This is a genomic window from Arthrobacter sp. S39 (genome assembly GCF_004320525.1).
Classification (GTDB): domain Bacteria; phylum Actinomycetota; class Actinomycetes; order Actinomycetales; family Micrococcaceae; genus Arthrobacter.
The window spans coordinates 1-12150 of the sequence record NZ_SIHX01000028.1 but is presented as its reverse complement, the minus strand read 5'-3'; the positions used below and the strand labels follow the sequence as shown (position 1 = coordinate 12150).

Sequence of the window (12150 nt, the reverse complement as noted above, 5' to 3'; positions counted from 1 at the left end):
CTACGAACTCCGTGGTCTGCCTCACTCCTTCGGGAGAAAAGCTCGCCCGAATAACTGCCGTGTCAGCCTCTTCCACGGCGATCAAGGCATTGGCCAGATGGTGCTTGACAGCCTGGAACGAGCCGATGGGCTGGCCGAACTGCTCCCGATCTTTCGCGAACGCGATACCTAGTTCGAGCATCCGCCTCGCGGCTCCGACGGAGCTGGCCGCATAGACGGTGGCAAGCTCCCGGGCTGCAGTTTTGGAAAATTCAGTCAGACTTACATCCACTTCAAGGCCACGAGCGCATAGATCCAGCCCGGCTGGACGGCCTTCTGGCACCGCAATAAGTTGCCCAGTTCTGCCACCAAGCGCAGTGACGAGGCGCAGCCCTTCCAGTTGCCCGAAAGGGACATAACGCTGCAGCCCCGACCCGAGGGTCGACGTGGGTAACGCAAAAGATACGGGCCCGTCCCAACTTCTGGCCTCCTCCGAATGGCGTTTCGCGATCACGGTCTCCAAATACGGCAAAGGGAGCAGCCGAGTTCCCCAGACTTGGGCGATGGCGACGATATCACGCAGTTCGGCTCCCTCGCCTTCCTCGTGGATCCCGACGAGATCCCAGCCTCCTTCTTCCACGGCGTTCCACCGCAAAGGAGATTCGCCTTCGGCATAGGCTGCGATGCTTGTTCCAGCGGTGGCGCGTTCGATGATTTCGGCTATCGCCTCAGACGCAAGCTCTCCGATTTCTCCGGCCTTCGTATCAATGAGGATGTTCATCGCGGCAGCCCCAGAACTCGCTCCGAAATGAGATTGCGTTGGATCTCATTCGTGCCGGAGTAAATGGAGACGGCCTTCGACTCGAAGAATTGGTACCGCCAGTGCTCCCTGTCCGCCGGCACATGAGCTTCGAAACCAACCCTCGCCACGACCTGCCAAAGCTCGCTCCACAGGACTTTGAGAACGGATACGGCCCGAGCGAAAGCGTCACCGCCCATGCTTTCCAGATCAATAACCTTTGCTAGATGCCAGCGCAGTGTCTCGGTTCGCTCGTCGAGCTCTTCGAGCGTGTTTGCCAGTTCCGGCCGATCGCCGCAGGTGCGGAAAAGCAGATCCAGGTCGGAGCGGATTTCGACGTACCTGGCAGCCGCCTCGGAACCACCCCGTTCATCACCGAGCAGCTCCATAGCTATCTTCCACCCGTCACCTTCGTTGCCCACACGATCTCGGTCTGAAACGAATACGCCGTCGAAGTGTGTCTCGGCGAAGTGGATCGCACCGGAAATCTGTCGGATGTCAGTGATGGAGACGCCCGACGCACGCATGTCAACGAGGAACATGCTCAGGTTCTTGTATCGTGGTGCGTCGGGATCAGTGACTGCCAGGACGAAGATTCGGTCGGCGTGCTGAGCGAACGTGGTCCAGGTCTTGCGACCACTGATTCGATATCCGTTGCCGTCTCGCACTGCACGAGTCTTCACGCCAGCAAGATCAGACCCTGCATCGGGCTCGGAGAATCCTTGGCACCACACCTCCTCGCCGCGCAGCAAGGGCGGCAGATAGCGTTCTTTCTGCCAGTCGGTCCCGCTGCGAACGACCATGGGAGCTACGAGCGTTTTACCAACGCGCGAGAAGCCGTCGGGCGCTTGGGCCTTGGCGGCAAGTACGTGGAATATCACGTCCTCGGCGAGGCCTAGCCCCTGGCCCCCAAAATCTTGGGGAAAGGCTATACCCGCAAAACCTCCACGCCATAGCTGAAGGTCCCACTCGCGCCGGATTGCATCTGACTCTTTCGCGCTTAGGGCACCGCGAGATTCACGCCAGACTTCGGGCACCGCAGATTGCAGCCATTCCTCAGCGCGCTTGGCAAAGTCAATCAAATCCGCGTCGCGTACACAAACGTCATGCTTGACGGTCGTCATGGTGTCACCCTTCACTCACGGCCAGGCCCGCGAACACTTCATTACTCACGAGTCCTACAAATCGAATGTTTGTTTGGTAGCATACCGTATTGCAGGGCATCTGTTGCTAGCCAGTGTGCTTTAACTTCGTTTGCAAGCGGATCGAAGGTACATGGTTGAATTCACACCACTCTGCTTGACGCGGATCGGATCATCCATTCATTCGATCTCTTTGACCCTAGAACCACTGCTCGGAGGGCAACGATGACCACCACACAGCCACTGCTTCATTCCGCCGCGTTCAACATCGGTTCACTAGTGCGCATCGGAGCGCAACGCATGCCTGATCGAGTGGCGATTCGCATGCTGGACGGTATCGCGGTGACCTACGCCGAGCTTGATGCGAACAGCGACCGTATTGCGAACGCGCTGTTGGGCACCGGCCTTTCTTCCGGCGATCGCGTAGCGATCTGGATGGATAACGACGTCCGATACCTAGAGGCATATTTGGCGTGCCTGAAGGCCAGGATGGTGGTTGTTCAATGTAACGTGCGGCACACGTCCTTCGAAGCACAGCACATGCTCGATGATTCCGGAGCCGTCGCTCTTTTCTTCGATGACAGCACAGCTGAGCGGGTCGAGGCGCTGGAAAATCGTGAAGCACTTCAGCTGACAGTGACCACCGGAGTGAACCGCGATTGCGCTTCACTCCGCTACGACGATTTTCTCGCTTCCGGCCGGCCGACGCCACCGACCCTGACCTTCGGCAGTTCCGATGACTTGGCAGTTCTCGCCTACACAAGCGGCACTACAGGTCTCGCGAAGGGCGCCAGATTAACCCATCGTTCACTCCGCTCAATCAGTCAGACAAATCAAGTCGCAAATCGTTACACCATCGGCAGCACTCAGATATTTGGGTTGTCATTGTCGTCTTCTGCCGGTATTCCAGCCCATGTGCTACCGCATCTGGCAGTGGGAGGAACGACGATCCTCATGACCAGTTTCGACACGCCACGCCTCGTGGACGCGATAGATCGGCAACGCGCGACGTTCACTGTCCTGCCTGGCCCACCGATCGTCGATTTCTGCACCATTGTTCGCGAGCAAAGGCGCACACTGCCATCCCTGCAAAGTCTGCTCCACGGCACCGCGAAGGCCCCAGAGGAACAACTCGAACTCCTCGTGGATGCCATCGGACCACGCTTGGTCGAGGGGTGGGGCATGACAGAAAACTCGGGAGGGCTAGTGGCTGCCACCACAGCACTGGACTACTCCGGGCGCAGACCAGGAATCTTCTCGTCAACCGGTCGGCCCGTACCCGAAACCGTTGTGCGACTCATTGACGAGCACGGGAACAACCTTCCTCACGACGGCAGTTCAGTCGGTCAGCTCATCATGCGCTCCGGCTCTCTTGCCGACGGGTATTGGAACAACGAAGAGGCGACAGCTAAATCATTTCGCGATGGCTGGTATCACACGGGCGACGTCGGAAAGATAGATGAGGAGGGCTATATTGAAGTGCTTGACCGTCGCACAGATCTAATAATCTCCGGCGGGATGAACATCTACCCGAGCGAGATTGAGCGCGTCCTCCTTCAGATTCCCGGCGTCGTAGAGTGCGCCGTCGTCGGTGTCCACCATGAGAAGTGGGGATCCACACCCGTGGCTTACGTAGTCCGGGCGGACTCGGCTGCATCCCCCTCTCTGGAGGAGATCGGGTTCTTTTGCAGACAGCAGCTCGCCTCGTACAAGCAACCAAGTCGCATCGAGTTCACGTCGGCTCTTCCACGGAATGTCGGTGGGAAGGTAATGCGCCACCGGCTCCAGTAGAACGAGCACACCACAACCCGATAACCGACAAAGAACATCGACCATACGCTCGACCGGTAACTCCCAGTTGGTCCCACTTATTAAGTCCAACCTCAAACCGGCGGCAGCAATGATAGGAGAGCACTAATGCGACTTGCAACGATCAGGCTAGACGGCGGCACGGCGGCAGCTCGAGTAGAGAACGGGCTGTACTACGTCCTGCCATACTCGGACGTGCGAAGCGTTCTGGAATCGAGCGAGGACTGGCGGAAGACCGCCGAAAGCGACATTGGCCTTGTCCTCGATGAACACCAGGTGGATCTCGCACCCGTTGTACCGAATCCCGAAAAGATTATCTGCGTCGGCCTGAATTACCAAGACCACGCAGCCGAGACTGGTCAAACGATCCCCGAGTTCCCCACCCTGTTCGCCAAGTATGCGCGCAGCCTTATAGGCGCGTTCGATGACCTGGTGCTTCCCGAATCTTCCTCCGCCGTCGACTGGGAGATTGAGCTCGGCATCGTCATCGGCCGACACGTACGCAGTGAATCAGTCCAAAAATGTTGGGATGCCATCGCCGGCTACACCATCGTCAACGACGTCTCCATGCGCGACTGGCAAGTTCGCACGTCTCAGTATCTCCAGGGAAAAACTTTTGAATCGTCGACTCCAATCGGACCTCATCTCGTGTCGCCGGACGAGATCGATCACGCACGCGACCTCGAGGTGCGGTGCGATGTAGACAGCGATGTCGTGCAGAAGTCGCGCACCTCAAAGCTCATCTTTAACCCGGCGGAAATCGTGTCATATATCAGTCAATTCATCACGCTCGTCCCCGGCGATGTGATCGCTACGGGCACGCCCGCTGGGATCGGGGCAGCTCGCAAGCCCCCCCGCTTCTTGGATGAGGGCCAGCGTCTCACTTCCACCATCGAGGGCATTGGTTCTCTCTCCAATCCCTGCACGCGCATTACTGCATAGAACAGGAAAGTTTAGCCGTGTTCATCCCCCCTCTAGAATTCACTTCCCCCATCAGCCGGTCGAGACTCAGCTTCCGCCTCGAGGCCAGGCAGTTCGGTCAGTCATGAGCATACGCACCGTGCGCGGGTCCGTTGATGAAGAATCCATCGGGTTCACTCTCATGCATGAACATCTGTTCATGCTCTCTGTGGGAATGTACGAGCGATGGCCTCACCTCCTGAACCGGGAAGCCGCCATCGCCGATGTGGCAGCCAAGGTGTCTCGTGCGAAACGCCTTGGGGTACAGACGATAGTGGACATGACAACACCCAACATGGGCAGAGACCTCTCGCTGTTGGCTGAGGTTGCACGTCTCACAGGTGTGAACATCGTCGCGGCGACGGGAGCGCACCCCCATGAGCCGTTGCCGCTTTATCTTAAGGGAGTGGTCGGAGATGCCGCCGACGGTATCGATCCAGACCGGCTGGCCGACCTGTTCGTTCACGATCTACAAGTGGGAATGGACGGAACCAACGTCAAGGCCGGGATCATCAAGACCGGCTCCGACCCAGTGGTTGACGATAACAACACCCGGCTTCTGCTTGCCGCGGCGCGCGCTCATCTGCGCACGGGCGCTCCGATATCCACCCACACTCACGCGGGAAACCAGGTGGGTCTCCAACAACAAACTGTTTTCGCGGACGCAGGTGTCGATCTCCGTCACGTAATAATCGGACACTGCGGCGACAGCATTGATCTAAATTACCTCACAGCCCTAGCCGACCGGGGCTCGTTCCTCGGAATGGACCGGTTCGGTTACACCATGCCAGGGCGTCCCGCTCTTACGATTTCGCAGCGCGTCGGAGTAGTGGCCGAACTATGTCGCCGCGGTTACGCGCCCAAGATGGTCCTTTCCAGTGATTCAGTCTCTTGGAGCGACGTCATCTCGGACGGCTACTTCACGGCACATCTGCCCGACTGGAACCTTTCCTACGTTGCGAGTACCGTTATCGATCACCTGAAGAACGCGGGAGTCTCAGAGGACGATCTTCATCGAATGACACACGTGAATCCCGCGTTAGTCCTTTCGGGTGGACGAGGGGAATCTTAGCAAACCTCGTGCAGTTTCTGCAGAGCGGGCCAACTCTCATCCATCCAGAGCGTCGGACCTGTCAGGAGTGGCGCATGACTACTGAAAATGATCTGCACACGAAGGGCGGTCAGACGATGCGGTCGCCGTGGGCCTGATAGCCACTCTCGTCCGACTCAGGGCCGCCATCGTCTTTGATTGTATGTCTCTCAGGATTTGCTGACGCATGCGCTCCTCTAGACCTTACTCGTCCGGCATTTTCGCTACCGGTGGGGGTGAAGTCCGTCGAGCTCGAAGTACTCGGGCACGCGGCCTCGACTCTTTCATTGACCGGATGGACGCGTTGGGACACCTTGCAGGACCCCGTGGTGATCCGATTCTTATGCCTAGGCCCGTGACCATCCACCGGGTCTCCGATGACAGTGGCGAGATGCTGCGTTACTCCGACGAGCACAGCCTGACGCCCAACGCCCGGCTGGTCATCCGGGAACGCCGGCATTCATGCTGGGCACCAACGTCAGAATCGTCCGGGCGACCGAAGAGATCACGCTCGGTAGCGACGCCATGAACGCGCGCTGGGTGGAGACGGCACGCAAAGACTAACGTTCATGCTGCGGCCCTTCCGACGTCGGGGCTGTCCAGTGACGTTCAGGTGAGCAGGACTCAGTTCAGCTCGTCGATCAAAGCCGCCCTCGTCAAGCCTGCGATCTTCAAAGCAGTGGAGCCCTTGTGACCTATGACCACCTTCTTGTCCCTCAACCGGATTAGAGGAATCAACCCCGAGGGGATGCCAAATCTAGAGGAGCACCTGGCTCCGGAGCAGGGCCAAGGTTGGCTCGGTACCCGCGCCGAGGAAGATCAGGGCCGGGACCAGGGTGTTCACCCGCCGGGTGAACAGTGGGATGCGGAACCCTAATAGACCGTCTATGATCGTCGCGCCGGCGAGCAGGAGGGTAGGAGGGTAGTGCTCGCCGATATCGCTGTCGTCCTCGGCGCCCCAGGATTGCGAACTCAAAGGATCGGTGACCCTGTCGGGACTGCAACGCCAGCAGCAGCTTTGAGGCCAAGCCAATGATGACGCCACCGGCCAGAAGGGGAAGCCCGAAAACAGGTTCAAAGCCTTTGCTCCGCCAATCACTTCGACCATGTCCGTGGCCACGGCAACGATCTCCGCATACGCCCAGTACATACGCCGCCGCTGGTGCCCAGCCGATTGACCAGGATCTCCGGAAGGTTCAAACCCGTGGCCAGACCGAGCTTCACGAACTGGTAGTGCACCAGCACGGCCATGGCTTGGCGGCGGCGAGGTTCGCGGCTCTTTCCTCCGGATCCACGTACGCGATGGCGCCCCAAAGGCCGCACCGAACTGTACGAGCCGCGACCACAGCCGACCGGGAGCGGGGTGTAAATTGAAGGTGCGTGAGGCGTTAGTGATCCTCATCTTCGGTATGTCCTCATACGAGAATTAGCATGGTTGGACAGACCAAAAGCATTATTTATGGAACTCGAATTAAAGAAAAGCCGGGTCCGAAAAACTGGAAGCCGACGGTCCTTTACGACCCGCATAGCGACTCTCATCGATCCTGTAGCTAAGCCAGTTAGGGCACAAGGAGAGCGCGACCGACTACTCGTCCACGGTTGAGATCGTCCAGCGCATCCAGGGCTGCATCGAGTGGATACTCAGAAGTGTGAAGGGTCACCTGACCATTGGCAGTAAGTGTCATTAACTCAACCAGATCGGTGTATGTTCCGACCAGATTTCCTACGACATTGATCTCCTTCGAGATGATGTCGATCGTAGGTAGGTCGATTTTGCCGCCGTAGCCGATTACGTAGTGTGATCCTTGATTCCGCAACAGCTGCGGGGAGACCTTCTCAGCCCCCGATTCCCCGACGAAGTCGAATACGACGTGCGCTCCTCCCCCTGTGATGTCCCTGACCCCTTTCTTCACCACATCGTCTGTTGAGGCGAGGATGGTGTGGTGGGCCCCGAGAGACTTGGCCAGTTCAAGGGCCGCTTCATTCCGATCCACGACCGTAATCTGTGCACTGGTGATAGCGGCGAGGGCCTGCACACCGATATGGCCCAGCCCGCCGGCACCAAACACTACAGCGTGGCTGCCCGGGAAAAGTCCGGGGGCGGCCTTCCTCACAGCGTGATATGCGGTGAGTCCGGCATCCGCCAGGGCCGCAACTTTACTGGGCGCGAGGGAAGAGTCCAACTTGACTACGGCTCGCGCGTTTGTACGGATCAGTTCGGCCATCCCCCCGTCTGCGTTGATGCCGGGAAAGCTTGCCCGCTCGCAGTGCGAGTCCTGACCAATGCGGCAGGGGGCGCAGAGCCCGCAGGTGACGAGCGGGTGTAGGATCACCAGGTCGCCGGGCTGCACATTGTTCACCGCGCTGCCGACTTCGCGAACCCAACCTGCGTTCTCATGTCCGAGGGTGTATGGCAGATCGGGGTTCTGGAGGGGCGCCCATTGCCCCTCGATGATATGCAAATCAGTGCGGCATACACCGGCCGCTCCCACTTCTACGATCACATCCCACGGCCCGGTCACCGACGGCTCGTCGATCTCGTCGATCGAGGGGGCTTGCCGATAACTGTGCAGACGAAGAGCCTTCATGGTCCTACCTCACTGTTGATCATGAATGCTCAAACTAACAAACAAATGCTTGGTTGACAATCTGCCTTTCCTTGGCGCGGCCTCATGGGGCGCGGGGCCGGGGATCCGGACAGGCCGGTCGGGCGTCGAACTGGAGGAAGCGGAGTAGTTGACAAAAGACCTTGATTGCCAAACGTATGATTGGTAGATTAACAACACTGAGGAAACTATTCCAACGCCGCGACACTGCAATTGCGGAAAAGAAAACGAGGGTCGGATGTACTCCAAAGACGGGGAAGATTATTTCGTAGTAGACGCCCATGTCCACATGTGGGATGGCTCGGACGAGAACCAACTGAACATTCACGGTGCCGAGTTCATTGAGTGTTTCTACGACTACCACCGGAACCTGTCTCCGGAGGAGTATGTGTGGGAGTTCCGAAAATATCAGAAGTACACCGAGCAGAACTTCATGACAGATGTGTTCGAGAACGGCTACGCGGATCACGCCATTTTTAACCCCGCAGCGCTCCCCGCGTTCTACAAAAACGGGTTCAGCCGTGACCTCGCGCAAGACATGGCCCGTCGGTCGCCGGACCGCCTAACCTACAACCACAATTTCGATCCCCGAAACGGCGAGGCAGGGCTTCGCCATTTGGAGGACGCTGCGCGTGAGTTCGGCCTAAAGGGCGTCAAGGTCTACACAGCGGAATGGCACGGAGACAGTCGGGGATTCAAGATGAGTGACCGCGAAACCTACCGGTACCTCGAAAAATGCCAGGAACTTGGGATCAAGAACATACACGTGCACAAGGGGCCGACAATAAAACCGCTCGACCGGGATTCCTTTGACGTCGCAGACATTGACTACTGTGCGACCGATTTCCCCGACCTCAACTTCATCGTCGAGCACGTGGGGCTACCCCGTCTCGAGGATTTCTGTTGGATTGCAACGCAAGAGACGAATGTCTATGGAGGACTCGCCGTCGCGATCCCTTTCATCCACACCCGACCGCGCTACTGGGCACAGATCATCGGCGAGCTGCTCTACTGGATCGGCGAGGACAAGATCCTGTTCGGCTCAGATTACGCCCTCTGGCAGCCAAAGTGGCTGGTGGAAAAGTTCGTCGACTTCCAGATTCCAGAGGATATGCAGGGCGAATACGGCCAGATCACGGTGTCTCAGAAAAAGAAGATCCTGGGCCTCAACGCCGCCGCCCTTTATCCACACATCGAGGTACCCGAGCACCTCCGCCTGGATTTCGTACCGACAACAGCCGAACCCGTGGGCGCGTTGATAAAGTGAACTCGACAGCAACGCGGTTTCGCGCGATCGAAGATCGAGCATGGAAAGCCCTGTCTGCCGTCACTGACCCAGAACTCGATGAGTCGCTCACAACCCTCGGATTCGTCGGGACAGTCGAGGCGAGTGACGAGTTCCTCACAGCGACCCTCAGACTGCCCACGGCATTTTGCTCACCCAACTTCGCGTTCATGATGGCGGCCGACTCCGCGGACGCTTTGCGGGCGGAGTTCCCCGAAATGTCCACACGGGTGGTGCTCGAGGGCAACGCTGACTCCGAACGCATTAACTCTGCGGTCGCGGCGGGAGTCGGATTCACCGATGCCTACCCTGTCGAAGCGGCAGGCGATCTCGAAGACCTCCGAGCCGTCTTTCGTTCGAAGGCGCACCTCGCGTCCCTTGACCGCCTAATCTCGAAGCTCGTGTCCACCCACGCAGTTCTTCCGGAGTTATTGCCCACAATCCGGCTCGTTGATGTGCCGGAAATGCATGAACGCGAAGCGCTGTTACGACGCCGCAACGATCTAGGAATCAGTATCGACGATAACGCATTCGTCCTGGTCAACGCCGACGGTTCGCGTTGGGACATCAACGATCTAGCGGTTCAGATACGGTTTGCCAAAGCAACCCGCATCTCCATCGAGGGCAACGCACATTTCTGCAGCGGTCTACTGCGCACCCGCTACGACGAGCCACCCCCCGGCCACTGACCACGAACATGTTGACTCGCGATGCTCTGAGCGAATTTGATCTGTCCCCTTGATCACTTCAGTGACGGTTCCAGTTTCTTTTCGGCTGCGTTTCGAGAGTCGCCTTTTTGGAAGGTTGCAGTCATCAACTAAAGGCAGAGCTATGCTGCCTTCACCCACGCATTAGGGGCGGAAATATATGTCATCCCAGTTGTCCTATGAAGACTGGGTCTACTTAGCCCCCGAGAGCCGGGTCCTTGTACAACGACAGGGAGAAGGAGCTTCAGCGGGGTCTGTAGACGATGTCACGGAGGACGCTTCCTGTTTTTGGGTCTGGCTTGACGGTGGCCGGGGTCGTGTACTTGTTTCCGAGGGGGACGGGTCAACCGTATGGGATCTCGCCCGAGACCCTATCGGAGAACCAGTGGAAGCTGGTTCTACTCACTACCCGGGCGGTGAGTCATCGATGATCTCCCCGATCGTCGAATAACCAGTGCTTGCGGCGCCGCACCGTCGTCACCCAGAAACCGCCGGTGAGCTGTGCAGATAACTACTAAAGCGCATTAGGGGCAAACGATGGACCTTCACCTGCAACCAGACTGGCAACGCGCTCTCGGGCAGCGCGTCGAAATCTGGAAAGGCGGTAGATTCATCCGCAAGGGAACGGTGGAGGCCGTCATGCCGGACGATTCGTTTTTGTGGATTTCGGCGGAAGATGCCTCCTTGAGGCAGATGGTCTTCCGTAGTGACGGATACGAAGTTTTCACGCACTTCCTGCCTCCGCGCGCCTCGGCGCACGATTACTAGGAATTTACGCGATCCGATGGCCTCATCCGGCTCATCAAACTCGCAATGAACCTCGGAGTGGGCAGACCGTCGTCAGCCGCCAGATCGCATTTTGGAAAGCATCGGCCAGATGTCAGAGGAAGCTGACCCGCTGGACCGCCGTGCATAGTCCATCCGCCCAACACTCAAGGAGGAGAAGGAACGCACTATTTCCAGGATGCCCGGAGGATGGTCGTCCGGGCATCCTGGGTGAATGGCCAGTGCAGGAACTGGCGGAATTGGCTCGCTGCCTGGGGCGGCTGAATTCCAAGTACGAGCAGGACGGGTTCCAGAAGATTTGGTCCGCGGCACGTAGCGACCAGGACAGCTGACGGTCGCCTGGCGACCCGATGGCATTCCTGAAGTGCGAGGAAGCGTCCGCGAAAATCATATTGACGAGTTTTACGAGAAACGAATCGATACTCGCGCGGGGCCGCGCAATTCTGCCCGGTCGGTTGCTGACGGAAAGAGAGTGAACGTGACACGTATTGGCATTGTGGCTGAGTTGGGCCGGGAGGCGAGGGTGGCGGCGACGCCCACCACGGTGAAGCAGTTGTTGGGGTTGGGCTACGACGTTGTGGTCGAGAAAGGCGCGGGGGGGTCCGCTTCCTTCAAGGACGACGCCTACGCTGCGGCGGGTGCCTTGGTTGTGGGCGCGGATGAGGCCTGGGGGTCTGAGGTGGTGTTGCGGGTTAATCCGCCCACTGAGGATGAGATCGGCCGTTTGGCTGAGGGGGCGACGTTGATTGGTTCGTTGAGCCCGGGTTTGCGGCCGGAGTTGGTGGAGGCGTTGGCGGCGCGGCCGATTACGGCGTTGGCGTTGGATGCGGTGCCGAGGATTTCGCGGGCGCAGTCGATGGACGTGCTCAGTTCGATGGCGAACATCGCCGGGTACCGGGCTGTCATTGAGGCCGCACACGAGTTCGGCAGGTTTTTCACGGGTCAGGTGACGGCGGCGGGCAAGGTTCCGCCGGCGAAGGTCCTGGT

10 protein-coding genes and 1 pseudogene are annotated in these 12150 nt (G+C 58.6%); 7 read left to right on the top strand and 4 right to left on the bottom strand.

What is annotated here, in order from left to right:
* On the bottom strand, positions 1 to 760 hold a 760-nt coding region (locus EYS21_RS23130; protein WP_131135582.1), incomplete at its 3' end, for an acyl-CoA dehydrogenase family protein.
* Positions 757 to 1902: an acyl-CoA dehydrogenase family protein gene (locus EYS21_RS23125; RefSeq protein WP_131135581.1), complete on the bottom strand. Its 1146-nt coding sequence runs from the start codon at positions 1900 to 1902 to the stop codon at positions 757 to 759. The genes EYS21_RS23130 and EYS21_RS23125, both read right to left, overlap by 4 nt.
* Before the next feature lie 243 nt (positions 1903 to 2145).
* Between EYS21_RS23125 and EYS21_RS23120 the strand changes: the two genes are divergently transcribed.
* The 3 genes from EYS21_RS23120 to EYS21_RS23110 all read left to right on the top strand — a co-directional run bounded on the left by EYS21_RS23120 (position 2146) and on the right by EYS21_RS23110 (position 5761).
* On the top strand, positions 2146 to 3711 hold the full coding sequence (locus tag EYS21_RS23120) for a class I adenylate-forming enzyme family protein (protein ID WP_131135580.1): 1566 nt from the start codon (positions 2146 to 2148) through the stop codon (positions 3709 to 3711).
* Positions 3712 to 3837: 126 nt separating this feature from the next.
* Positions 3838 to 4671: a fumarylacetoacetate hydrolase family protein gene (locus EYS21_RS23115; RefSeq protein WP_131135579.1), complete on the top strand. Its 834-nt coding sequence runs from the start codon at positions 3838 to 3840 to the stop codon at positions 4669 to 4671.
* A 103-nt stretch (positions 4672 to 4774) separates the two neighbouring features.
* Positions 4775 to 5761, top strand: coding sequence for a phosphotriesterase-related protein (locus EYS21_RS23110; RefSeq protein WP_165478398.1), 987 nt, complete (start codon positions 4775 to 4777; stop codon positions 5759 to 5761).
* Positions 5762 to 6536: 775 nt separating this feature from the next.
* On the opposite strand, the gene EYS21_RS23985 is transcribed toward EYS21_RS23110, so the two are convergent.
* Both EYS21_RS23985 and EYS21_RS23100 read right to left on the bottom strand, forming a co-directional pair.
* Positions 6537 to 6755, bottom strand: coding sequence for a hypothetical protein (locus tag EYS21_RS23985; protein WP_347559604.1), 219 nt, complete (start codon positions 6753 to 6755; stop codon positions 6537 to 6539).
* Between the two features lie 583 nt (positions 6756 to 7338).
* On the bottom strand, positions 7339 to 8367 hold the full coding sequence (locus tag EYS21_RS23100) for an NAD(P)-dependent alcohol dehydrogenase (protein ID WP_131135577.1): 1029 nt from the start codon (positions 8365 to 8367) through the stop codon (positions 7339 to 7341).
* A gap of 256 nt (positions 8368 to 8623) precedes the next feature.
* Between EYS21_RS23100 and EYS21_RS23095 the strand changes: the two genes are divergently transcribed.
* From EYS21_RS23095 to EYS21_RS23075, 4 genes and pseudogenes are all read left to right on the top strand, one after another.
* On the top strand, positions 8624 to 9652 hold the full coding sequence (locus EYS21_RS23095; protein WP_131135576.1) for an amidohydrolase family protein: 1029 nt from the start codon (positions 8624 to 8626) through the stop codon (positions 9650 to 9652).
* Complete coding sequence (locus EYS21_RS23090; RefSeq protein ID WP_131135575.1) at positions 9649 to 10359, top strand: iron-sulfur cluster assembly protein; 711 nt, start codon at positions 9649 to 9651, stop codon at positions 10357 to 10359. The genes EYS21_RS23095 and EYS21_RS23090 overlap by 4 nt, the downstream gene beginning before the upstream one ends.
* A gap of 555 nt (positions 10360 to 10914) precedes the next feature.
* Complete coding sequence (locus EYS21_RS23080) at positions 10915 to 11145, top strand: hypothetical protein (protein WP_131135574.1); 231 nt, start codon at positions 10915 to 10917, stop codon at positions 11143 to 11145.
* A gap of 496 nt (positions 11146 to 11641) precedes the next feature.
* Positions 11642 to 12150: pseudogene (locus tag EYS21_RS23075) on the top strand (NAD(P)(+) transhydrogenase (Re/Si-specific) subunit alpha); the annotation flags it as partial.

Coding starts and splice junctions, on each gene's coding strand:
- EYS21_RS23125 (WP_131135581.1), bottom strand. CDS start 1,902: ATGACGACCGTCAAGCATGACGTTTGTGTACGCGACGCGGATTTGATT.
- EYS21_RS23120 (WP_131135580.1), top strand. CDS start 2,146: ATGACCACCACACAGCCACTGCTTCATTCCGCCGCGTTCAACATCGGT.
- EYS21_RS23115 (WP_131135579.1), top strand. CDS start 3,838: ATGCGACTTGCAACGATCAGGCTAGACGGCGGCACGGCGGCAGCTCGA.
- EYS21_RS23110 (WP_165478398.1), top strand. CDS start 4,775: ATGAGCATACGCACCGTGCGCGGGTCCGTTGATGAAGAATCCATCGGG.
- EYS21_RS23100 (WP_131135577.1), bottom strand. CDS start 8,367: ATGAAGGCTCTTCGTCTGCACAGTTATCGGCAAGCCCCCTCGATCGAC.
- EYS21_RS23095 (WP_131135576.1), top strand. CDS start 8,624: ATGTACTCCAAAGACGGGGAAGATTATTTCGTAGTAGACGCCCATGTC.
- EYS21_RS23080 (WP_131135574.1), top strand. CDS start 10,915: ATGGACCTTCACCTGCAACCAGACTGGCAACGCGCTCTCGGGCAGCGC.